The 21,587-nt window shown below is 69.2% G+C and carries 20 protein-coding genes; 3 read left to right on the forward strand and 17 right to left on the reverse strand.

Annotated elements, in window-relative coordinates; translation table 11 throughout:
- The 8 genes from VG899_05015 to VG899_05050 form a co-directional block, all read right to left on the reverse strand.
- Window positions 1-1,472, reverse strand: a 1,472-nt coding sequence (locus VG899_05015; protein HWA65713.1) for a methyl-accepting chemotaxis protein, incomplete at its 3' end; no start/stop codon positions are given.
- 22 nt (window positions 1,473-1,494) lie between these two features.
- Entirely contained in the window at window positions 1,495-2,070 is a 576-nt protein-coding gene (locus tag VG899_05020) for a hypothetical protein (GenBank protein ID HWA65714.1), read from the reverse strand.
- Window positions 2,067-3,455: a hypothetical protein gene (locus tag VG899_05025; GenBank protein HWA65715.1), complete on the reverse strand. Its 1,389-nt coding sequence runs from the start codon at window positions 3,453-3,455 to the stop codon at window positions 2,067-2,069. The genes VG899_05020 and VG899_05025 overlap by 4 nt, the downstream gene beginning before the upstream one ends.
- A complete protein-coding gene (locus VG899_05030; GenBank protein ID HWA65716.1) occupies window positions 3,452-4,168 on the reverse strand; it encodes an ABC transporter ATP-binding protein in 717 nt (238 codons plus the stop codon). The genes VG899_05025 and VG899_05030 overlap by 4 nt, the downstream gene beginning before the upstream one ends.
- A complete protein-coding gene (locus VG899_05035; protein HWA65717.1) occupies window positions 4,169-4,933 on the reverse strand; it encodes an ABC transporter ATP-binding protein in 765 nt (254 codons plus the stop codon). It lies immediately after the preceding gene.
- Complete coding sequence (locus VG899_05040) at window positions 4,926-6,845, reverse strand: ABC transporter permease (GenBank protein ID HWA65718.1); 1,920 nt, start codon at window positions 6,843-6,845, stop codon at window positions 4,926-4,928. Before VG899_05040 ends, VG899_05035 begins: the two co-directional genes overlap by 8 nt.
- 12 nt (window positions 6,846-6,857) lie before the next feature.
- Window positions 6,858-8,396, reverse strand: a complete 1,539-nt coding sequence (locus tag VG899_05045; protein HWA65719.1) for an ABC transporter substrate-binding protein — start codon at window positions 8,394-8,396, stop codon at window positions 6,858-6,860.
- 66 nt (window positions 8,397-8,462) lie between these two features.
- Complete coding sequence (locus VG899_05050) at window positions 8,463-9,209, reverse strand: SDR family oxidoreductase (protein HWA65720.1); 747 nt, start codon at window positions 9,207-9,209, stop codon at window positions 8,463-8,465.
- Window positions 9,210-9,315: 106 nt separating this feature from the next.
- Here VG899_05050 and VG899_05055 point away from each other — a divergent pair, with 106 nt between their 5' ends.
- From VG899_05055 to VG899_05065, 3 genes are read left to right on the forward strand one after another with little or no spacing between them, the layout of a single operon-like run.
- The gene (locus tag VG899_05055; protein ID HWA65721.1) at window positions 9,316-10,455 is read left to right on the forward strand and encodes an acyl-CoA dehydrogenase; all 1,140 of its coding nucleotides are present in this window, start codon (window positions 9,316-9,318) and stop codon (window positions 10,453-10,455) included.
- A complete protein-coding gene (locus VG899_05060) occupies window positions 10,452-11,720 on the forward strand; it encodes an acyl-CoA dehydrogenase family protein (protein ID HWA65722.1) in 1,269 nt (422 codons plus the stop codon). The genes VG899_05055 and VG899_05060 overlap by 4 nt, the downstream gene beginning before the upstream one ends.
- On the forward strand, window positions 11,698-12,402 hold the full coding sequence (locus tag VG899_05065) for a TetR/AcrR family transcriptional regulator (GenBank protein HWA65723.1): 705 nt from the start codon (window positions 11,698-11,700) through the stop codon (window positions 12,400-12,402). The genes VG899_05060 and VG899_05065 overlap by 23 nt, the downstream gene beginning before the upstream one ends.
- Here the strand turns inward: VG899_05065 and VG899_05070 are convergent.
- From VG899_05070 to VG899_05110, 9 genes are all read right to left on the reverse strand, one after another.
- Window positions 12,339-12,968 carry a TetR/AcrR family transcriptional regulator gene (locus VG899_05070; protein HWA65724.1) on the reverse strand — a complete coding sequence of 210 codons (630 nt, stop codon included), beginning with the start codon at window positions 12,966-12,968 and terminating at the stop codon, window positions 12,339-12,341. The genes VG899_05065 and VG899_05070 overlap by 64 nt on opposite strands.
- A gap of 36 nt (window positions 12,969-13,004) precedes the next feature.
- Entirely contained in the window at window positions 13,005-14,246 is a 1,242-nt protein-coding gene (locus VG899_05075) for an amidohydrolase family protein (GenBank protein ID HWA65725.1), read from the reverse strand.
- Between the two features lie 14 nt (window positions 14,247-14,260).
- Window positions 14,261-15,541, reverse strand: coding sequence for an amidohydrolase family protein (locus VG899_05080; GenBank protein HWA65726.1), 1,281 nt, complete (start codon window positions 15,539-15,541; stop codon window positions 14,261-14,263).
- A gap of 146 nt (window positions 15,542-15,687) precedes the next feature.
- A complete protein-coding gene (locus VG899_05085; GenBank protein HWA65727.1) occupies window positions 15,688-17,178 on the reverse strand; it encodes a hypothetical protein in 1,491 nt (496 codons plus the stop codon).
- 85 nt (window positions 17,179-17,263) lie between these two features.
- A complete protein-coding gene (locus VG899_05090) occupies window positions 17,264-17,836 on the reverse strand; it encodes a helix-turn-helix domain-containing protein (protein ID HWA65728.1) in 573 nt (190 codons plus the stop codon).
- A 104-nt stretch (window positions 17,837-17,940) separates the two neighbouring features.
- Window positions 17,941-18,711: an SDR family NAD(P)-dependent oxidoreductase gene (locus tag VG899_05095; GenBank protein ID HWA65729.1), complete on the reverse strand. Its 771-nt coding sequence runs from the start codon at window positions 18,709-18,711 to the stop codon at window positions 17,941-17,943.
- Entirely contained in the window at window positions 18,708-19,991 is a 1,284-nt protein-coding gene (locus tag VG899_05100) for a cytochrome P450 (GenBank protein HWA65730.1), read from the reverse strand. Before VG899_05100 ends, VG899_05095 begins: the two co-directional genes overlap by 4 nt.
- The gene (locus tag VG899_05105; GenBank protein HWA65731.1) at window positions 19,988-20,320 is read right to left on the reverse strand and encodes a hypothetical protein; all 333 of its coding nucleotides are present in this window, start codon (window positions 20,318-20,320) and stop codon (window positions 19,988-19,990) included. The genes VG899_05100 and VG899_05105 overlap by 4 nt, the downstream gene beginning before the upstream one ends.
- Complete coding sequence (locus tag VG899_05110) at window positions 20,317-21,582, reverse strand: aromatic ring-hydroxylating dioxygenase subunit alpha (protein ID HWA65732.1); 1,266 nt, start codon at window positions 21,580-21,582, stop codon at window positions 20,317-20,319. The genes VG899_05105 and VG899_05110 overlap by 4 nt, the downstream gene beginning before the upstream one ends.
- Between the last annotated feature and the right edge of the window lie 5 nt (window positions 21,583-21,587).

Consider the following 21,587-nt stretch of genomic DNA (forward strand, 5'->3'; position numbering starts at 1 on the left):
GCCTGCTTGGACCCGACCGCGTACTGGCGAGACACGTCCGAGACCTGGGTCATCGCCGAGACCACCTGATCAGACGCCGAACGCTGCTGCTGCGTGGCCACCGAGATCTCCTTGGCCGCAGTCGTCGTCTCATCCACCATCGCCGAGATCCGCTCCAACGCATCCACCACCCCACGCGCCAGCTCAGAACCCGTCCGCACCTCCTTCGACCCCTCCTCACTAGCCAGAATCGTCGCCGAGGTCTCCGCCTGAATCTCCGACACGATCGCCGAAATCTGCCCCGTCGACTGCTGCGCCCGCTCCGCCAGCTTGCGCACCTCCGCCGCCACCACCGCGAACCCGCGACCGTTCTCCCCCGCCCGCGCCGCCTCGATCGCCGCGTTCAACGCCAACAGATTCGTCTGATCCGCCAAATCATTGATCACATCCAGAATCCGGCCGATCTCTTGACCCTTCTCACCCAACGACAACGCCCGATCACCGATCTGCTCCACCCGCTGCGCGATCGTGTCCATCGCATCCACACTCGCCGACACCGCCTCACGCCCATCCTCGGCATGACGCAACGTCTCCGCCGCATACCGCGCCACCGACTCCGACGTCTCCGCGATCTGCGCCGCCGTCGCCGCCAACTCCTCAATCGTCGCCGTCGTCTCCGACACCGCCGACGACTGCTGCGTTGCCGACGCCGCATGCTCCTCCGCCGACGCCAACAGCTCATGCGCCGAGGAGATGATCTGGTCTCCCCCCACCCGGATCTGGCCGACCAGGCCCCGCAGGTTCTCCAAGGTGTTGTCGAAGGAGAGCGCCAGCTGGGTCAACAGCTCCTCGTCGACCTGCCCGGTCTCGACCCGGACGGACAGGTCGCCCCGAGCCGCCGACCGCAGCGCCATCGACAGCCCCTGCACGGTGTGCTGCAGCTGCTCGCGCTCGGCGTCGGCCTGGCGCCGCTGCGCCTCGAGCCGTAGCGCCACCGCCGTACCCAGCACCGTGACCAGCGGGATGGCAGAGGCCACCAGGATCAGCGGACCGGCCGTCGCCTTGTTCAGATCGTGCGCGATCGCCGTGGCGCCGATCACCACGCCGACGTAGCCGGCCCCGACCACGATGGCCAGCAGCCGGTTGGGGGCGATCACCGCGGCGGCTGCGGCGTTGACGATGACCAGCACCCAGAACGGTCCGGTCACCCCTCCGGTGAGCGCCATGATCGCGGTGACGACGGCGAAGTCGAGGACGCCGATCAGCCCGACGAGCGGGTTCTCCAGGCTCGGGGCGTTAGTTCTCGCCCACGTCATCATCGGTACGGCGAGCACGCCGAGCAGCCCGACCAGCAGCCACAGGTAGATGACGTTGGCGTGATCGTGCGTGGGCCCGCTCGACGTCGTGCGGTCGATGACGACCACGGCCACGGCGACCGCGATGAGCTTGCCGAGCGACACGAGGGTCGCCTCGAGTCTCAGCCGGTCATACATGCATGGCCCCCAAACTGGACGGTCAGGTCGGCTCGCAGATGCGACAGGGCTTCATGCTCTTGGCCTGCGCCGCGGTGACGCGGCGCAGGCCAGGACGTCCTGACACGATCGGGCAGTCCGGGTTGTGGAAGTTGGTACCGCTGGCTGTCGCTACATACGACGCGGTGGCTGCGATACCTGCCGTGCCTGCCGATGCGGCGGCGACCGGCGCACCGCCACGCTCCGCCAGTGCCCGCAGCAGTTCCTGGTGCTGCTCAGCGGAGATCCGCAGGTTCTCGAGGTGGTGCAGCTCGGCCTGGTCGTACATGCGGTAGAGCCAGTGCGCCCAGAAGAAGAAGCCCCCGACGATGACGAAGGCCAGGCCGAGCACACCTCCGCTGATGAGGTACGGGATCTGCTGCTGGTCGACCCGGCCGTGCGCTGCACCCTGCCATCCCAGGACGATCACCGCGATGCCGATCGGCAGCAGCAACGCGCCGGCGATGGCCTGCCACGTGTTGCGCAGGTCGAGACCGTCACCACTGATCCGGTCGCGAACGCTGCGCCGAGGCTCGGCCGCGCTGCGCGCCCGCGCGCTGTCGTCGGTCACGGTGGTCATGGAGTCCTCCCACGTAGGAGCTGCCAGTTGGCGTATGTCAGCAATGGCCCGGCGGCCAGCACCGCGATCAGCAAGGCGATGACCACCCACTCGGTGCGGACCGGTACGCCGAGCGCGGTCGGCTGCTCACCGGCGATCAGCGGGGCCGTCCCGCCGCCGGGACTGGTCGCCACCCCACCGGTCGAGGGCAGGCCGCAGCCGGTGCACGGCGGGACGACGCCGCCGGTCTGCGATCCGGTGGTCGGCGACGAGGTCGACCCGGTGCTCGGCGGCGTCACGGGCGGCAGGTTGACGTCCGGCTGCAGTGTCGCCGCCGCGCTGGCCTGACTCATCCCGAGCGCGAGCTCGACACCGACCGAGTTCGGGACCGGGATCGGCAGCTGCGGCGCGATCTTGCCGAGATCGGGCAGGTTGTCGTCTTCGAACTTGATCAACACCGCGCCGGAGGTGGCCTGCGCGCCGGTGCCGGTCTTCGTGACCTGCGGCGCCAGCGTGGTGATCGACAGGCCGATCTTCTGGAGGGTGGCGAGCAGCTTGTTGGCGGTCTGGACGAGTACGCCGGCCTGGCCCTTGCCGTTGAGAGTGATGCCGTCCGGGCCGATGGATGCGGCCAGACCGGCGACCTTGACGCTGCCGATGTTCGTCGTCGTCGCCGGCGTGCCGTGATGGCCGTCCGAGGCCGTGGTCGCGGTGGTGTCGATGCCGTCGATGGTGATCACGCCGGCGATGGTGATGCGTCCGATGTGGGTCTCGGCGCTGTTCGACACGGACGCGGCGTTGACCGCGGCGTTGGTGATGCTCTTCGCGGACGCGACCTCGATCAGCGGGACGCCCTTGGACGAGCCCAGCGGCGAGAGGTCGGTGACGGCGGCCTGGGCGTTCGTGGCGCCCGCGGCCGACGTGGTGGTGGCGCTGCCGATCCCGAGCGGGCCCGTGGGTGTGAAGCTGCCCGTCGTTCCCGCGCGCACCTGGGCGGGAAAGGTGGAGCGAGCCAGCACAGGATCGTTCAGCAGGTTCACCAGCGCCTGCGGAATGCTCGCGGAGAACGTCTGCAACGCGTTGCCCGCCGTTGCGACCGCATCTCCGGGCCAGACGGGCGAGGCGATGCCGGCGGTCGACGGGCCGGTGGTCGAGGTGCTGTTGGCGTAGGGCACCGACGCCTGGATGAAGTTGCCCAGGGTCGGGTCACCGAGCGGGACGAGACCGGGGAGCAGCAGCTGGAGCTGGATGCCCGCGCTCGTCGCGGAGGTGTTGAAGCCGGCCAGCTCACTCGCCGGCGCGGCTGGGGTGGAGCCGGCCGAGGCAGGCGCGGCGAGATAGGCGGCGGTCGGCAGGCCGACCAGCAGCGCGGCGGCGAGCGCGGCCCGCCAACGGGAGGCGGTCATGCGCCGATCCCGAGGTAGGCGGCGTTGAGCGCGCCGGAGGCGCGCAGGTCAGCGGGCTCCCCCATGTCGAGGATTGTCCCCTTCTCCATCACATATCCGTAGTCAGCGAGCTCCAGCGCGGCGTCGACGTACTGCTCGATCAACAGCATCGACAGCCCTCCCTTCGCGGCTTCCCGGATCGCGTCGAACAGCTGCTGGGTCACGCGCGGCGCGAGACCCATCGAAATCTCGTCGAGCATGAGCAGCTTCGGGCGCGAGGCAAAGGCCCGGGCGAGCGCCAGCATCTGCTGCTCGCCACCGGACAGCGTGCCGGCGACCTGGGCGAGCCGGGTGCCGAGCACCGGGAACATCGCCACCGCCTGGTCGATCATCGACTCGGGCTCGGCACGGCGCTGCGCGTACGTCGCCATCTGGAGGTTCTCGCGCACGGACAGGCTGCGGAAGATGCCCCGGCCTTCCGGCACGTGCAGCACACCGAGACCCGAGATGCGATGCGGCGCGACCCGGTTCAACGGCTTGCCGTTCAGCCGGATCTCGCCGCTGGACGGGCGCACCAGCCCGGAGATCGCGCGAAGCGTGGAGGTCTTGCCGGCGCCGTTGGGCCCGAGGAGTGCAACGACGCACCCTTCCGGCACGACCATGCTGACGTCGGAGAGCGCCCGCATCCCCCCGTAGGAGACGCTCACCCGGTCGAGCTCCAGAAGCGCGGCCACCTACGCCGCCTCTCCCAGGTACGCCGCGATCACCGCGGGATCGTCCTGCACCTCGGCGGGCGTGCCGCGACAGATCATCCGCCCGAAGTCCAGCACCGTGATCTGCCGGCAGACCTCCATGACCAGGCGTACGTCGTGCTCGACCAGCAACACCGCCGGCACCGGCCCGTCGCCGAGTCCACGAGCGGGATCGGTCAGCTCGAGCAGGAGGTCGCGGAACATCGCCGTCTCACCGCCGTCGAGACCCGAGCTGGGTTCGTCGAGCAGCAGCAGCCGCGGCTGCGCGCACATCGCCCGACCGAGCTCGACGATGCGGCCGAGCCCGGTGGGCAGGGTGCCGGCCTTGCGGTCGGCGATGCCGGTCAGGTCGAGCCGCGCGATGACGGCATCGACCAGCTCACGGCCCTTCTCCCCGCCGCGGCCGAACACGCCACCCGGGGTCTTCGCCTCCCAGGCAGCGCGCAGGTTGTCGCGGACCGACATCCCACCGAAGAGCTCGAGTCGCTGGAAGGTTCGTGCGATCCCGGCGCGGCCGCGCCGGTTCGGCGACCAGCGAGTGATCTCGTTGCCGTCGTAGTGAACGGCGCCCTTCGTGGGTCGCTGCAGCCCGGTGATGACGTTGAACAAGGTGGTCTTGCCCGCGCCGTTCGGCCCGATCAAACCGGTGATGCCCGACGACGCGACGTCGATGTCCACGTCGCCGAGGGCGACGAGACCGCCGAACTGCACCGTGATGCCGGACGCGGACAGCAGCGAGTCAGCCATGCTGGCTCACCGGCTCGGGCCGTCGGCGTACGTCGTGGGTCTGCGCGAAGCGCAGCGCGCGGCTGTAGAGCACCGCCGAGGACGCCCGCAGCTGCGCGAGCATGACCTGCGGGAGGCCGTCGGGCTCGCGAGCGATCGCGACGACGCTGACCGCGATCCCGAGCGGGAGGTACTTGTCGACGGCGGTCGGCAACGGCAGCAGCTGCACCAGGTCGAAGCCGCCGGCGATGACCGCCCCGCTGACCAGTGACCGCCCGCCGAGCACGACGACGAGCAGCAGCTCGAGCGAGGTGTTGAAGGAGAACTGGCTGGGGTCCACCGCGGTCTGCGTCATCGCCAGCAACGTCCCGCCGACTGCCGCCACCGCCGCGCATGCCGCGAACACGGCGAGCTTCGTCACGGTGACGCTGGCGCCGAGCGTCGCGGCGGCGTTCGGTGCGTCGCGGATCATCTGCAGGCGCCGCCCGACCGGTCCGCGGCGCAGCAACCAGGCGCCGGCGGTGGCGACGACCAGCACGATCGCGCACAGGTAGTACTGCGCGTGGACGCCGGCCAGCGAGATCGGCCCGATCTTCGCCGTCGTCAACGTGATGCCCGTGATGCCGCCGCTGATCGAGCGCATCGTGAAGAACACGTTGTCCATGACCAACGCGAACGCCATCGTCGCCAGAGCGAGGAACAGCCCGGTCAGCCGGAGGACGAGCGCGCCAATGAGCAGGCTGACCGGCACCGCGATGAGAACTGCCACCAGGACGGCCAGCGGGAACTTGCCGGCGTCGGTGCCGGCGATGTGTGCCGCGGTGAAGGCGCCGATTCCTGCGAAGCTCATCTGGGCGAGCGAGATCTGCCCGGTCCAGCCGGTGAGGACGACCAGGGTCAACGCCACGACGGCGTAGGCCATCGCCTCGGCCAGCGAGTGCACCGTGGCGGCTGCGAAGACGTTCGGCAGGACCGCGAGCGCGACGATCGCGCCGACCGCCCACAGCCCGCCGTCGCGCAGCGGGCTGGCGACCGGCCGGGAGCTCGCCAGCGGCCGCGCGGAGGCCCGCACCTCGGTCAGCCGCCTGCCGTAGGCGACGAGGAGGACGAGCAGGGCGAGGTAGGGAATCGACGTCTCGAGGTTGGCGACGAAGCTCGAGTTGCTGCCGTACTTGGCGAGGATGTTGTCGATCAGCCCGAGCGCGAGGGAGCCGGCGAAGGCCAACGGCAGGTTCGTCAACCGGCCCAGCACCGCCGGCGCGAAGGAGTAGATCACCAGGAACGGCAGCACGTAGGTGACCAGGCCCTCCTGCGCGGAGAGCAGGATTCCGGCGATCGCCGCGAAGATCGTCGAGATGATCCAGGCGGCCTGGCTGACCATGCCGGGGCTGACCGCGACGAGCGAGGCGAGGTCGCGGTTGTCGACCACGGCGCGGGTCGCGGTGCCCAGCCGGGTTCGTCGCAGCAACAGCGACAGGCCGACCGCCATCGCCACCGCCAGCAGGAAGGTGCCCGCCTCGTTACCGGTGATCGTGACGTTGCTGAACACGGTGAACTGGCCAGAGGGAAAGATCGTGTTGAGCTGCTCGTCAGTCGAGCCGAACACGATCGGGACGAGCGTCGTGAAGAAGGCGAGGACGCCGAGTGACACGACGATCTGCACCTCGGGCGCGCTCGAGGCGAGCGAGCGGAACATCGCCTCGAGAATCAGCCCGAGGATCGGCGCAACGACGACGAGCAGCAGCGGGATGGCGATCCACTGGTCGAGGCCCCAGCGGTCACGGAACTGCCAGAAGACGTAGGCGCAGAACATCGCGATGCCGCCGTACGCGAAGTTGAAGATGCCCGTCGTCTTGTAGGTCAAGACGATGCCGAGCGAGGCCAGCGAGTAGATCGCGCCGGCGAACAGCCCGAGGACGATGAAGGGGAGCAAGGCGGCAGCGGCCTACGCCGGTCCGACCGGGACGTAGCCGCTCGAGCAAGCGACACCCTTCTTCGGATACAGCGGATACCAGTCGTCGCCCTTCACCTGGACCAGGTCGTAGCACTTCGTGGTGCCGTGCTCGCTCGGGGTGTACGGCCCGAACATCCCGCCCGTGGTCCAGTTCTTGATCGACTTCAGCGCAGCGGTCAGTGACGCCCGCGTCGGGTTCCGGCCGGCCTTCAGCAACGCGTAGATGAACATCTGCGTGTCGGCCCAGGACTCGATGCCGAACTCGCTGGTGTCCGTCCCGGGCTCGTAGGTGGCGAGCTCGGAGGTGAACAGCTGCATCGTCGGGTTGGCCTCGGTCGTCGGGATCGAGGGCATGAAGACGACGAAGCCTTGCGCGGCGGACTCGCCCGCGGACTGGATCTGCGCCGGGCCGTAGACGCCCTGCGTGGTGAACTTCAGCTTCGGGTTGTAACCCTGCGACTGCATGTCGCGCAGCATGTCGGCGTTGCCGACGTTGTCCATGACGGTGAACACGGAGTCGCAACCCTTGGACTTCATCGTGGCGACGATCGAGCCCATGGTCGCGCCGGGTGCCGCCGGCACGGCGTAGTTCGCGTAACAGATGCCGACACCGGCGTGCTGGAGCAGTACGCCGTACTGCTTCGCGACGTCGGCGGCGACCGGGATGCTGTAGGCGAGGATCGCGACGTTCTTCGGCAGCAGACCGGCGTGCTCGAGGTTCTCGGCGGTGATCGGCGGGAGGTAGGCCTCCTTGCCCTTGATGACGAAGCTGCCGCCGTCGGCCGACCAGTAGTTCGGCACCTGCGACCGGTCGGCGTTGGCGGCGCGGCCGATGTCCGGCACTCCCGCCGCCGTCATCTGGGTGATGCCGCCGTTGTCGCCGTCCGACGTCGAGCCGACGAACGCGAGCACCTTCGGCAGCAGGTACTCGATCTCAGCGGTGTGGGTGCTCGACGACTGCTGGTCGTCCTGCACCTTCAGGTCGATCTTGCGACCGCAGATGCCGCCGTAGCGGTTCACGGCCTCGACCGCGGCGGTCACCGCGTTGACGGCGGGGTTGAACTCCCCCGAGACGGTGCCGGTCAGGCCGCTGACGTTGCCGATCGTGATCGAGGTCGGCGTGACGCCCGGCGCGGACGCCTTGTTGCCGGCGGTGCCGGTGCAGTACGCCGCCTCGGCCTGCGGGTTGAAGTTGAAGTTTCCGACGGTCAGGTTCGCCAGCGACGAGCTCTGCGTGCCGGAGCCGGTCGCCGGGTTGGCCGACGTGCCGGGATTCGTCGCGGGGCCGGTCGTGGTGGCGGTGCCCGTCCCGGAGGTGGTGCCGGTGCCCGTCCCCGCGCCGGTCCCGAGGCCGGTTCCGTTCGTGGGCAGGGTCGCCGTGCCGGTGCCGCTGTCGCCGGTCCCGGTCGGCAGCGAACCGGTGTTCACCTGTGCACTGCCTGACGCGCCGTAGTACGGCGAGACCCGCGCCCCGCACGCGGTCAGCACGAGGCACCCGACGATGAGCAGGGCGGAGCCAGACCGTCTCATGCGCGTGAAATTAACATTGACGTCAACAAAAGGTAAGGCACCTCGCGGCAGGTGGCTGATCCGGACTTATCCGGCGGGGCGCGGCTGCACGATCACCGTCGGGACGTTGGTGAGGGCACCGCCGCGGACGACGGCTTCGACGACCCGGACCAGCTCCTCCACCGGCAGCAGCGTGCCGGTGATGAGCCCTTTGGTGAACCAGCCGGTTCCGAGCTCGGTGGCGAGCTCGGTGTCCCACGCGTTCGCGAACTCGGTCATCGCGTCGCCTTCTCCGCCTGCGCAGTCGCCGACCACGATCCGGGTGAAGCCGACCGTCGGGTGCTCGGCTCGCCAGCACTCGACCAGCTTGTTGAGCGCCGCCTTGCTGACGAGGTAACCGGCCAGGCCGGGCCACGGCGGCGTCTCCGACGTACTGATCGAGGACAGGTAGGCCGCCGTGCCGGCGGACTCCTTCAGATAGGGCAACGCAGCGGCGGTGATGCTGTTGGCACCGATCACATTGGTGTCGAACGCCCAGTGGAAGGTGTCCTTGTCGAGGTCTTCGATCCGTGACAGCGGGCCGACCCCGGTCGCGTAGACGAGGGCGTCGATGCCACCGAGGGCTTCGGCCGCGGCCTCGATCGCCGACTTGCAGGACTGCGCATCCGTCACGTCGCAACGGATCGCGATCGCGCCGTTGCCGGCCTCCGCGGCCGCCGCGTCGAGGCGTTCCTGGCGCCGCGCGAGCAGGGCGACCGAATCCCCTGCCTTCGCCAGCCCGATCCCGATGCACCGGCCGAGCCCACTCGAGGCGCCGACGACTACCGCTCTCATCAATCCCCACCTGTCAGAGGAACCTTCGACATTGACGTCGAAGTCACAAGAACCGGATCATAGGCATCCACGCCGTTGTCCACCTCGAGGAAGTCTGCAACATCTCATGCTCGTGACGCTCGGCCCCGACCAAGAGGTGCTGCACGACACGACGTCGCGCTTCCTCGACGAGCAGATGCCGGTCTCGACGGTTCGCACGTTCCGTGACGACCCCGCCGGCTTCGACCCGAAGTACTGGATGCGCGGCGCCGAGCTCGGCTGGACCGCGCTCCTGGTCGGCGAAGACGCCGGAGGCGGCAGCGTCAGCGGCAACCCGCTGCAGGATCTCAGCCTCATCGCCTACGAGTTCGGCACCCACGCTGCGCCCGGACCGCTCGTGCCCGCCAACGTCGTCGCCAGCGCGCTCGACGTCACCGGCGGCACGCACGCCGAGGCGCTGGGCGCGGTCATCAGCGGCGAGGCGATCGCCACCTGGTGCCTGAGCGAGCCCGCACCCGGCGACCGGCTCGACGACGTGTCGCTGACGATCGAGGCGGACGGCGACGACCTCGTCCTCGACGGCATCAAACGCCCGGTCGAAGCGGGCGCGCAGGCCGACTACCTGCTCGTGACCGGACGGACCGGCGCCGGCCTGTCGCAGGTGCTGGTGACCTCTGACGCGCCGGGCATCAGCATCACCCCGCTGGAGTCCGTCGACCTGACCCGACGGTTCGCAGCCGTGCGGTTCGACGGCGTACGCGTTCCCCGTTCGGCCCTGGTGGGCGAGCTCGGGGCGGCCGGCGAGCAGGTGCGTCGGCAGCGCAACATCGCGATCGTGCTGCACATGGCCGAGTCGACCGGCGCGATGCAGCGGGCGTTCGACATGACCCGGGCGTGGGTCGCGGATCGCTACTCGTTCGGCCGGTCCCTCGACTCCTACCAGGAGATCAAGCACCGGATGGCCGACCTGCTGTCGTGGCTGCACGCCTGCCACGGGATCAGCGACGCCGCCGTCGCTGCCATCGACCGCGGCGACCCGGTCGCGGATGAGTACGTCAGCGCCGCCAAATCCTACGTGGGCGAGTACAGCGTCGAGCTGTTGCAGGACTGCGTCCAGCTGCACGGCGGTATCGGCGTCACCTACGAACACGACCTGCACCTCTACCTGCGGCGGGTCACGGCGAACCGCGCGGTCTACGGCACACCGTTGGAGCACCGGCGCCGACTGGGCGCGCTCACGATCGCGCGGGAGGCCGCCACCGCATGAGCGCCGACGACATCGAGGACGTCGAGTCCTTCCGGGAGCGGGCCCGCACCTTCATCCGAGCCAACCTCGCGCCGCTCGAGGCCGATTTCAGCCACAGCCCGTTGCGCGCCATCGGCAGCGACGAGGCGGAGCGCGACGGGTTCGCGCGCGACCGTGAGATCCAGCGGCTGCTCTGGGACAACTCGCTGGCCGGGATCTGCTTCCCGAAGGAGTACGGCGGCCTCGGTCTCACCCCGGCGCACCAGAAGGCGTTCAACGCCGAGATCGCCGGCTTCGAATACCCCTCCCGGCTGCAGGCACCGACTTTCGCGCCCTGCGCCGCTGTACTGCTCGACTTCGGCACCGAGGAGCAGAAGCAACGCCACATCCCCGCCATCTTGAAGGGCGAGGAGATCTGGATGCAGCTGCTGTCCGAGCCGAGCGGCGGCTCCGACGTCGCGGGCGCCCTCACCTCGGCGGTGCGTGAGGGAGACGACTGGATCCTCAACGGCTCCAAGGTCTGGACCACCGGCGCCTGGTGGTCGGACTGGGGCCTGGTGCTCGCGCGCACCAACTGGGACGTGCCGAAGCACCGCGGCCTGACGGTGTTCATGATGCCGATCCGCGCCGAGGGCGTGGCGGTCCACCGCATCGAGATGCTCAACGGCTCCAAGGAGTTCTGCCAGGAGTTCCTCACCGACGTCCGGGTGCCCGACAGCGACCGCATCGGTGAGGTCGACGGCGGATGGACCGTCGGAACCCGCTGGATGTACCACGAGCGGATGTTGCTGAACTCGCCGTTGGTCACTGTCCAGGGAAGCGGCGGGCACAGCGACGTCGGTGCCGCGGCGGTGGCGCAGGTCGCGCAAGATGTCGGGCGGGCGGATGACCCCGATGCCCAGCGCATCGTCGGCGAGGTCCGCATGCTCGAGCTGGTCAAGTTCGAGCTCGTGGCGCGAGTCGGCGAGGCGATGCGCACCGGGGCGCTGAACGACCAGAGTGCCGCGATCGGGCGGCTGTTCGGCGGCGTCACGACGTCGCGCTCCTACACGCTGGCCTTCGACCTGGCCGGTCCGGTCGGCGCCGCGTGGTCCGAGACGGACGGCGAGGTGCGCCACACCGGGACCGACTTCCTGATGCGGCAGTCCTCCTCGATCGGCGGCGGGACCCTCGAGATGGCGCGCAACGTCATCAGCGAGCGAGTGCTCGGCATGCCGCGCGAGCGCAGCGTCGACAAGGACATCCCGTTCCGGGAGGTGCCTCGTGGGGCGCCGGCTCAGCGCTGACGGCGGCGACAAGCTCGCCGTCGCGGACCGCCCGCGTTCCCGCAAGGGCGCGCAGACCAGAGCGCGCCTGGTCGAGGCGGCGAAGGCGGTGTTCGAAGCGGACGGCTTCCTCGAGGCCCGGATCACCGACATCGCCGAAGGCGCCGGCGTCTCCCACGGCTCGTTCTACCACTACTTCGACTCGAAGGAGCAGGTGTTCCGCGAGGTCGCCGACGCCCTCGACGACCGGATGAACGCCCCGCTGTCCGACGTCATCCTCGTCGAGAGCTCCCACGCCGGACCGCGCGACCGGATCCGTGAGGGCAACCGCCAGTTCTTCGTCAGCTATCAGCGTGACGCCCGGCTGATCAGCGAGGTCGAGCAGGTTTCCCGCTACGACGACCAGCTCAAGGCGGAGCGCCGTACCCATCTGCGCGCCTACGGCAAGCAGCTCGCCGCGACCATCGAGGAGATGCAGGCTGCGGGCCTCGTCGACCGCGCGCTCAACCCGGAGCTGACCTCGCACGCCATCGGTGCGATGGTCACCCGCTTCGCCGACCTGTGGCTGACCCAGGGCATCGTCGACACGTCGTTGGACGAGGCCGTCGACCAGCTGACCCGGCTGGTCTGCAACGCGCTTCAGCTGCCGGACGAACCGGTTGCGCGTCGCGCTCGCGCCGCCGGTGGCGGTGCCGGCTCGTAGCGGGCGATCCAGCGCTCGACCACTTCTCGCAGCTCCGCGTGACCGGTCTGCAGGCCCAGTGCCTCCTCGAGGACCAGGATCTGTGACAGCCCGGTGACCAGCACCGGCAGCACCACCGGCGGGATGTCGCCGAGCTCCACGCCGTAGCCGGCGAGCACTGAGGTCAGCGCCTCGCGCTGGAGCCTGCGGAACTCCTCGGCGTGGGCGGCCAGCTCCGAGCGGATCGCCTTGCGATGGTTGGCCAGCGCGAACAGCTCGGTGGTGAACGTCGTCCCTGCCGGGTCGGTGGCGACGGCCCACAGCGCCCGCAACGGCGTCGCCGACGTGAGCGCTCTCGCCTGCCGCTCCAGGTTCAGGGCGGCGCCCCGGCGTACCAACGCGAGGAACAGCTCGTCCATCGTGCGGAAGTAGTAGTGCACGAGCTGCGGCTTGAGGCCGGCCCGGCCGGCGACCTTGCGCGAGGTGACCGAGGCGTAACCCTCCTCCACGAGCAGCTGGAGGGCGGCGTCGAGCAGCGCGTCCCGGGTCGCCGAGTCCGCCGCGCCGATCCGCCGCTCGGAGTGCATCCCCGGATGCTCGCACGGGCCGGCCGCCCGCCGAACTCAGGGCCGGTGCTTGACCACCACGCCGCCCTTCATGACGAACGGCACCCGCGCGAACGTGGTCACGTCGCTCGTCGGATCGCCGCTGACGCCGATGATGTCCGCGAGCATGCCAGGGACGATCTGCCCTAGGTCAGGGGTGTCGATGAGGTCGGCGGCAACCGTGGTCGCGGCGCGGATCGCCTGTATCGGCGTCATTCCCCGCTTGACGAGTACGTCGAGCTCCTCGGCGTTGCGCCCGTGCCAGATCGCGGGAGCGTCGGTCCCCAACGCGACCTTGACACCCGCCTCGATGGCCTTGGACAGCGACTCCTTGGCCTTGGGGAACACCTCCGCGGCCTTCGCCTGCAACGACTTCGGCTGGTTGGAGATGTCCCAGTTCTCAGTCAGCGCACAGGTCGAGACCAGGAACGTGCCGGTGTCGACCAACCGCTGGATCGTCTCGTCGCTGATCATCATGCCGTGCTCGATGCAGTCGATTCCGGCGTCGATCGCCGCGTTGACCGCCGCGTCCCCGTGGCAGTGGGTGGCGACCCGGATGCCTCTGCGGTGAGCCTCGTCGGCGATCGCGGCGAGCTCCTCGGTGGAATACTGCTGGGCGCCCGGCGGCCCGGTCGGTGTCATGACGCCGCCGGAGGCACAGCACTTGATGAGCTTCGCGCCATGTCTGATCTGGTAGCGGACCGCTTTGCGGACCTCGTCGACCCCGTCGGCGATGCCCTCTTCGACACTCATCGGCATGATGCCCGGGGCGAGGCCGCTCTGCGCGCTCGGATCGAGATGACCTCCGGTCGGGCAGATCGCATGGCCGGCCGGAATCACCCGCGGCCCCTCGACCCAGCCGGCCTCGATCGCCTCTGACAGGGCGACGTCGACCAGGTAGCCGCCGGTCTTGATGAACAACCCGAGGTTCCTGACGGTGGTGAAGCCGGCGTGCAGCGTCCGCCGGCCGTTGAGGGCCGCGCGAAGGCCCATCTTCACCGGGTCCATCCGCACCGGGTCGGACAGTCCGGCACCCGGGCCGCCGAGGACGAGGTCCACCTCCATGTCCATCAGGCCGGGGACGAGGGTGAGCCCGGGCAGGTCGATCACCTGGTCCGCACCGGCTCCCGCCGCCAGGTCGTCGGTGACGGCGGTGATGCGGTCGCCTTCGACGACGACCTTCGCGCCGTCGAGGACCTCACCACTCGCGACGTCGAGCACGCCCTTCGGCCGAAGCAACGAGACCGTCACGTCCGACACGCTGTGTCCTTCTCTCACTCGCAGGAGCTCCCGTCTTCCGCGTCGCGCTTGTCGAGGAAGACCTTGCCAGCCTTCATCACGAACCGGACGTCCTGCGTCACGGTGATGTCCGACGTCGGATCGCCTGGGACGGCGATGACGTCAGCGAGACAGCCCGGCGCGAGCCTGCCGAGCTCGTCGGCACGGTCGATCAGCTGTGCGCTCGTCAGCGTCGCCGCGCGGATCGCATCCAGCGGGGACATCCCCCGGTCGACCATCGCCCAGAGCTCCTTGGCGTTGTCGCCGTGCGGGATCGCGGGCGCGTCAGTGCCGCACGCGATGCGCACTCCCGCCGCGATCGCTCGTCCCAGCATCTCCCTCGCGCGAGGGAAGACCTCCGCCGCCTTGGCCTGCAGCTCGGGCGCCGCGCGGCTGACGTCGAGCCCCTCCGACAGATAGCTGGTCGGGACGAGGAACGTCCCACGCTCGACCATCAGCCGGACCGTGTCGTCACTCGCCAGCGAGCCGTGCTCGATGCAGTCGACACCTGCGAGTACGCAGGCGCGGATCGCGGTGTCTCCGTGCGCGTGCGCCGCGACCTTGACGCCCGCGCGGTGCGCCTCGTCGACGATCGCGGCGAGCTCGTCGTCGGAGTACTGCTGGGCGCCAGGTTCGCCGCTGTGGGACATCACGCCGCCCGATGCCGAGATCTTGATGACCTTCGCGCCGTACTTGAGTTGGTAGCGAACGCAGGCGCGGACCTGGTCGACGCCGTTGGCGATGCCTTCCTCGATGCTCAGCGGCAGGACGCCGGGCGCAAAGCGCTGGAACATCGTCGGATCCAGATGACCGCCGGTCGGGGTGATGGCGTGCGCCGCGGGCACGATCCGCGGCCCGACCATCCAACCGTTGTCGATGGCACGGCCGAGGGCGACGTCGAGCGGGTAGCCACCAGTCTTGACCATCAACCCGAGGTTGCGGACCGTCGTGAAGCCGGCCAACAGGGTGGTACGCGCGTTCACCGTGCCGCGAAGCGTGCGATACACCGGGTCGTCCTGGACGCCGTGCATCGGCAGCGGCAGACCGGTCGGCGTCTCCGGACCGCCGATCAACAGGTTGAGCTCCATGTCCATCAGGCCGGGCAGCAACGTGAGGTCGCCGAGGTCGATCTCACGATCGACTGGGTCAGCGACGGTTGACCCGACCGAGGCGATGCGATCGCCTGCGACGACCACCCTGGCACCGTCCAGGAGCTCACCGCTGACCACGTCGAGCACGGCTTTCGGCCGTAGCACCGTGACCCGAACGTCTGACACTCGCAGTCCTTCTCGCATCCGAGTCAGGCGACGCCCCGCGCCGGTTTCGTTGTACTGAGAATGGCGTTATCAGTCAGGGTAACGTCGATTCCGCGCCAGGCAAGACGCGGGTGCGGACGGCCCAGCCCGCCAGAGCGGTGCGGCTGTCAGCCCGCGCGCGGTCGCGACGTGTACCGGAAGCAGTCACAGCCGGCTGAGAACTGCATGTCCCGGAACAGCGTCGGCCCGTCACGGTGCGCACTGCTGATGTCGATCCCGAAGGTACCGATGGGGTCGAACGAGGTACCCAGCTGAGAGGCCCCCTGCACCACTCCCGCGCCGGTCAGCGCGGGAGCCTTGGCGACGGCAGCGGCGAGGAGGTTCACTTCGGTGCACACCTGCACCGCGCCGCCCTTCTCGTTGGCGGTCACGATCGGAAAGGAGTGCTTGCGGAAGAACGCCAGACACTCGAGGGTGCTCGCGGGCATCGCCGACAGGGACTGCAGGTCAGTCGCCGGCAGCCAGCCAACCGCGACCGCACCGATCATCTCCTTCACCGGGTCGTTCGAGATGATGGCGCTGAGGTTCTGTTCGGATTGGAAGGCGTAGCGCGGGTAGTAGCCCTGCGTACCTGAGTAGAGCGGGAAGAAGCCACACATCCACGGCGTGGCCTCCACGCACATGACCCGGTTGATTCCCTCGACCCGGAACCGAAGCTCTGCCCCTTGCACCGCAGCTTCCATCGCCGCCAGGCCGGCGTCGCTGCTCCCCTTGGTGATGCCGAAGGCATCGGCGACCTTCAGCCCATGCGCAGCCATTGCCGACTCGAGCGCATGCAGCCCGTCGACTGAGCTCTGCTCGTTGTCGTAGTACAGGACTCCGAGCTTGTCGCTGGATGCGCCGATGAACTTGTCCGCGATCAGCCGGGGCACCATGACCCTCGCCAGCCGATCGAGGGCGACGTTGTCGGGCATGATCAGCAGCGGCGCCTCGTCGAACTGCCGCGTCGACAGCTCAGGACCGATGCTGCCGTCGATGACGGCCACGCCCGCCTTGCTGAGGCAGCTGTACAGCGAGGTGCCGAGCTGCTGACCGAGCACGACGCTGACCTTGACGTCCTCGGTGAAGTGGCTGCAGGCCTGCTGATCGAGCTGGTCGGTCTGGCCGTATGGATTCAGGCTGAGGTAGCTCGCTTCGATCTGGTGACCCAGCACTCCCCCGTGCGCGTTGAGGTTCGCGAGGTACGCCGACATCAGCGCCTTCGGGTCATTTGCTGCCAGGCCTTTGCCGATGGCGGCAGTGAGCGTGTTGGTCGAGCCCGAGTCGAGGTAGGGGACGCCAATCGTGATCGGGCCCGGCGGCAGCGCCGAGGTCGCGACCGGCGACGCGCTGCGCGGAACGTGACCGGGCTGCGTCGGGATCGACGTCGCAGTAGCAGGCCCGCGTACGGTGGTGACCTGCCCGATCGAGCGGCCCGGAAGGCTGCTGACGCTACTCGACTCGGGTGACTGTGTCGCGGTCGCGGTGGCGGTGGTCGGCACCGTGAACTCGCCGCCGGCCGCCGACGTCTGCGCGGCGCCCATCTGGATCGTGCTGCCACAGGCGGCGAGCATGCCGATGGCCGCGCCCATCGCAGGTACCCAGAGCCGGCGAATCACGCTGCTCACAACTCCCTTTGGTGGACTTCCAGTCCAAATGGACTGGAAGACTGGCGGCGACTGTAGCCCTATCGCGCCGCCACCGCTACGGCCCTGTGCCCCGCTCGTTCGCCGGCCCCGTCATCAGGTTGCACCAGCTGTCGAGCAGGCGGCGGTCGCCGGTGGCGGTCCGCAGCACGCCACGCGCGGCGGCGCCGCGCATCGCGTCGAGCAGGATCTCCAGGTCGTGGCCGAAGCCCGGTGACGAGGTCGAGTCGGGGCCGAAGAGGTCTCCCGCTATGTCGCGGATCGCCCGTCCCAGCATCCGCTCCTGGGGGACCAGCGCGGCGAGGAGCTCCTCGTCGGTGCGGGCGGCGAGCCAGAGCTCCAATGACGCCGCGAACAGCGGGCCGTCGAAGGTCGACCAGAGGACTTCGATCGCCCACCGTGGCCGCGACGAGCGTGGTGGCGGCGAACCGGCGAGCCGGACCACCTCACCCATCCGCTCCTTGGCCAGGTGCTCGACCGCGGCGAGGATCAGTTCGGAGCGCGAGCCGAAGTGATGCAGCAGGGCACCACGAGAGACGCCGGCGCGCTGCTGCACCTTGCGAGTCGTCGTACCGCGGAAGCCCTCATCGTGAAGCGTCGCGATCGTGGCGTCGAGCAGGCGCCGTCGCATGACGGCGCTACGTTCGGCCTGCGGCCGCGACAATACTCCAGATGCCGACACGTTCCCCTCAACAGTCCACTCGGACTGTAACGCAGATCGAGGGTCGTGCTGCGTCAGGCGCGACGCATGACCGACTCGCTCGGCAGCGGCGGCTGACCGACCGTGGTCCCGCCGTCGACCGGAAGGACGAGGCCGGTCACCTGGGCGGAGCGTTCGCTGGCGAGATAGACCGCCGCGTGAGCGACGTCGCTCGGCGAGCCGAGTCGTTGCAACGGCTGGATGCGGGCGACGATTGACTCGGTGTCGAAGGCGGCGTTGATCTGCGTGGCGATGTTGCCCGGCGCGATGACGTTGACCCGCAGACCGAGCTCGGCGAGCTCGATGGCCGCACACCGGCTGAAGTGGATGACGCCCGCCTTCGCCGCCCGGTAGGACGAGAACCCGACCCCCGGCTGGATGCCCGCGATCGAGGTCGTGCTGATGATCGATCCGCCCGGCGCCATCCGCCTTGCCGCCGCCTGCGTGCCGAGCATGACCCCGAGCAGGTCGACGGCGATGACCTTATGGAAGTCCCGGAGGTCATCCATCATCAGTCGCCGGAATGAGCCGGAGATGCCGGCGTTGTTGACCATCACGTCGAGCTGGCCGAACCGGTCGACCGCCGCGTCGACCACGTCGTTCACACTTGTGGCGTCCGAGACGTCGGTGCGGACGAAGTGCGCTGCCCCGCCGAGCGCGCCGGCCACCGCGGCGCCCGCGGCGTCGTCGATGTCCGCGATGACCACCTTCGCACCCTCCGCGACGAACGTCTCGGCGATCGCCTTGCCGATGCCGTTGGCGGCGCCGGTGACGATGGCGACCTTGCCGGTGAGCTCGCCGCTCATCGCGCGGGCTCGAAGGTGAGATGCAGGGCCACGAGCCCGCGCAGCATGTACGTCGGCACGAACCGGAACTTGCGCTGGCCCTCCGGCCCGTGCTTGTCGGCGTCTATTCGGATCTTGCTGGTGCGGTGCAGAATCCGCTCGAGGGCGACCCGGCCTTCGGTCCTTGCCAGCGGGGCGCCCGGGCAGAAGTGGGTGCCGTGGCCGAACGCGAGATGCTCACGCGCGTTGGCACGCGCCGGGTCGAGGGCTGCCGGATCGTCAAAGCGCCGCGGGTCGCGGTTGGCGGCGCCGTTGAGCAGCATCACGGTCGTGCCCGCGGGGATGTCCACGCCGCCGACCGTCGTGCCCACCCGGGCGACCCGGAAGTCCCCCTTGATCGGACTCTCGATCCGTAGGACCTCCTCGACGAAGTTCGGGATGGCCGTCGGATCGGCGCGCAGCGCGTCCTGGATGTCCGGGTGCTCGGCGACGATCCGCAGCGCCGACGCCAGCAGCCGCACCGTCGTCTCCTGACCGGCGGCGAACAGGTTCGCGGCAACCCGGACCACGTCGAGGACCTCCGGCGTCGATCCGTCCGGGAAGGTCGCCTCGGCCATGCGCGTCATGATGTCGGCCCGCGGCGCACGGCGGCGGTCCTCGATGTAGTGGCTGAACTTGTCGTAGAGGAACTCCAGTGGCGTGTGGGCCATCTGGTTCGACTCTCCGGTGCCGAATCCGCTGGTGCGGGCCAGCCGATCGCGGAACTCCGGGCGATCATCGTCGGGCACGCCGAGCAGATCAGCGATCACGAGCATCGCGAACGGCGACGCGAACGCCGAGACGAACTCGCAACCGCCTTCGTCGATGAACTCGTCGAGCTGGCGGTCCGCGATCTCCCAGATCGCGGCTTCGTTCTCCTTGAGCCGCTTCGGGGTGAGCATCCGCATCGTCAGGCCGCGGTGCGCGCCGTGTTTCGGCGGGTCGAAGGTCGGTAGCTGGTCGCTGAACGGCAGCTCGTCGCGGTGCGCCTCGATGAGCGCCGTCACGTCCTCGCCGACGAGCGGCACGCTGAAGCCCGGGAACGGTCCGGTCACCGAGTTGGCCGAGGAGAAGGTGGCGGCGTCGCGGTAGACCTCGAGCGCCTCGTCGTACCCGGTGATCATGACGACGCCCTCGTGCGGCTCGCGATGGACCGGACACTGCCCGCGAAGCTGCTCGTAGTACGGGTACGGGTCGGCAAGGACGGCGCCGCTGCGAAAGAAGTCGATCTCGTCGACAGCGCTCTCGTCGCCACCGCTCATGTCACTGGCTCCCGGGTGCGCTCGAGCTGGGCCGATCCGGTGTCGACGGGCAGCGGCTGGTTCCACACCTCGATCGGATAGGACACCAGCGCGTACGAGAAGAGCAAGTGCATCAGGTTGCGCGCCGGATCCGGTAGCCCGCTCAGCTCGAACTGGTCGCAATAGTCCATCGCCGCCTCTACGCGCGGGAAGCAGGCGTCGTAGAACGACCTCATGTCCGCCATCGAGCTCGCCAGCCGCGTGGCCCACCGGTCGGGCTCGGCGGCCAGGCACCACGTGGCGGCGAACGGCTCGAGGTCGGCGAACTCCTCCGGGAGCAGCGCGGTCATCGCGTCGCCTCCGCCTTCGGCCGGCCGGCCGCGGCGACCCAGTCGCCGACCGACTTGTGGAAGTGGCGAACCAGGATCTCCTGGTCGTTGAGGGGGTAGGCGTCGAACGCCTCCGACTCCAGGCCGAGCTGCGTCCCGTCGAGGGTGCCGGCGTCCTGAAGGGCGTACTCCTTGACCGTGATCGCGGCGTACTCGCGGGCGAGCCGCTCCCGAGCGGTCCTGGCAGGCGTGAACCACAGGTCCGCCTCGAAGACGTGCGTACTGTGCGAGGTCGGCCAGAACCGGTAGCTGAGGTACCAGTTCCGCTCGTAGATCAAGATCTCCAGGTTCGGGAAGATCTGGAAGTTGTCGATCCCCCAGCGCTTCACGTTCCCGGGGTTGACGCCCGCCAGCTCGCCGTCGAGGGTCCCCGCCTCCCACGGGCCCATGTTCCCGCTGCGCAGCAGCACCTCGGTGGGGTACATCGTCTCGGGCGGCCACTTGTGCTTCTGCGAGCCGGTCGTGCTGACCACGCGGTGCGGTCCGTCGAGCTGGTAGTGCGCACCTTCGAAGGTGGCGTTCGGGTCGCGGTGGATGGGTCCGAGCTGCTCGGTGTGCAGTGGGGGTACGTGGTAGTACTCCTGAAAGGCGTCGATGAACACCTTCCAGTTGCTGTTGTTCTCGGCCCGGAACGAGTAACGCTCGGTCATCTGTCCGAACGGGTAGTTCTCGAGCGCGCCGATCATCGATCCGAGGAACTCGCGCAACGAGCACGGCGGCGTCTTGGCCAGGTTGACGAAGATGAAGCCGGCCCAGACCTCGCAGTGCACCGCCGCGAGCCCCAGGTTGCTCTTGTCGACGTCGAAGAACTCGCTTTCCTGATGGACGTAGGTGCACGCGCCGTCCATGCCGTAGCGCCAGCCGTGGTACTTGCAGACGAACTGCCGGGAGAACCCGCGCGCCTCCTGCGTCGGCGTGGTGTCCCAGACCAGCTTGTTGCCGCGGTGCCGGCAGACGTTGTGGAACGCGCGGACGGTGTCGTCGGCGCCGCGCGTGACGATCACCGACGTCCGGGCGGCGACCAGGTCCTTGGTGAACCAGCTGCCCTTGCGCGGCAGGTCCTCGACGCGCCCGACGTTCAGCCACGCCTGCCGGAAGATCGCGTCCTGCTCGCCGCGGTAGAACTCCGGCGAGATGGAGTCCCGAAACGACACCGGCTTGGTGCCGAGCTCGGGATAGTGCTGGGTCCACGTGCCTTCGGCCGGTCTCGGCGGACTGGTCACTGCTG

This window comes from Mycobacteriales bacterium, from assembly GCA_035550055.1.
Classification (GTDB): Bacteria; Actinomycetota; Actinomycetes; order JAFAQI01; family JAFAQI01; genus DASZTV01.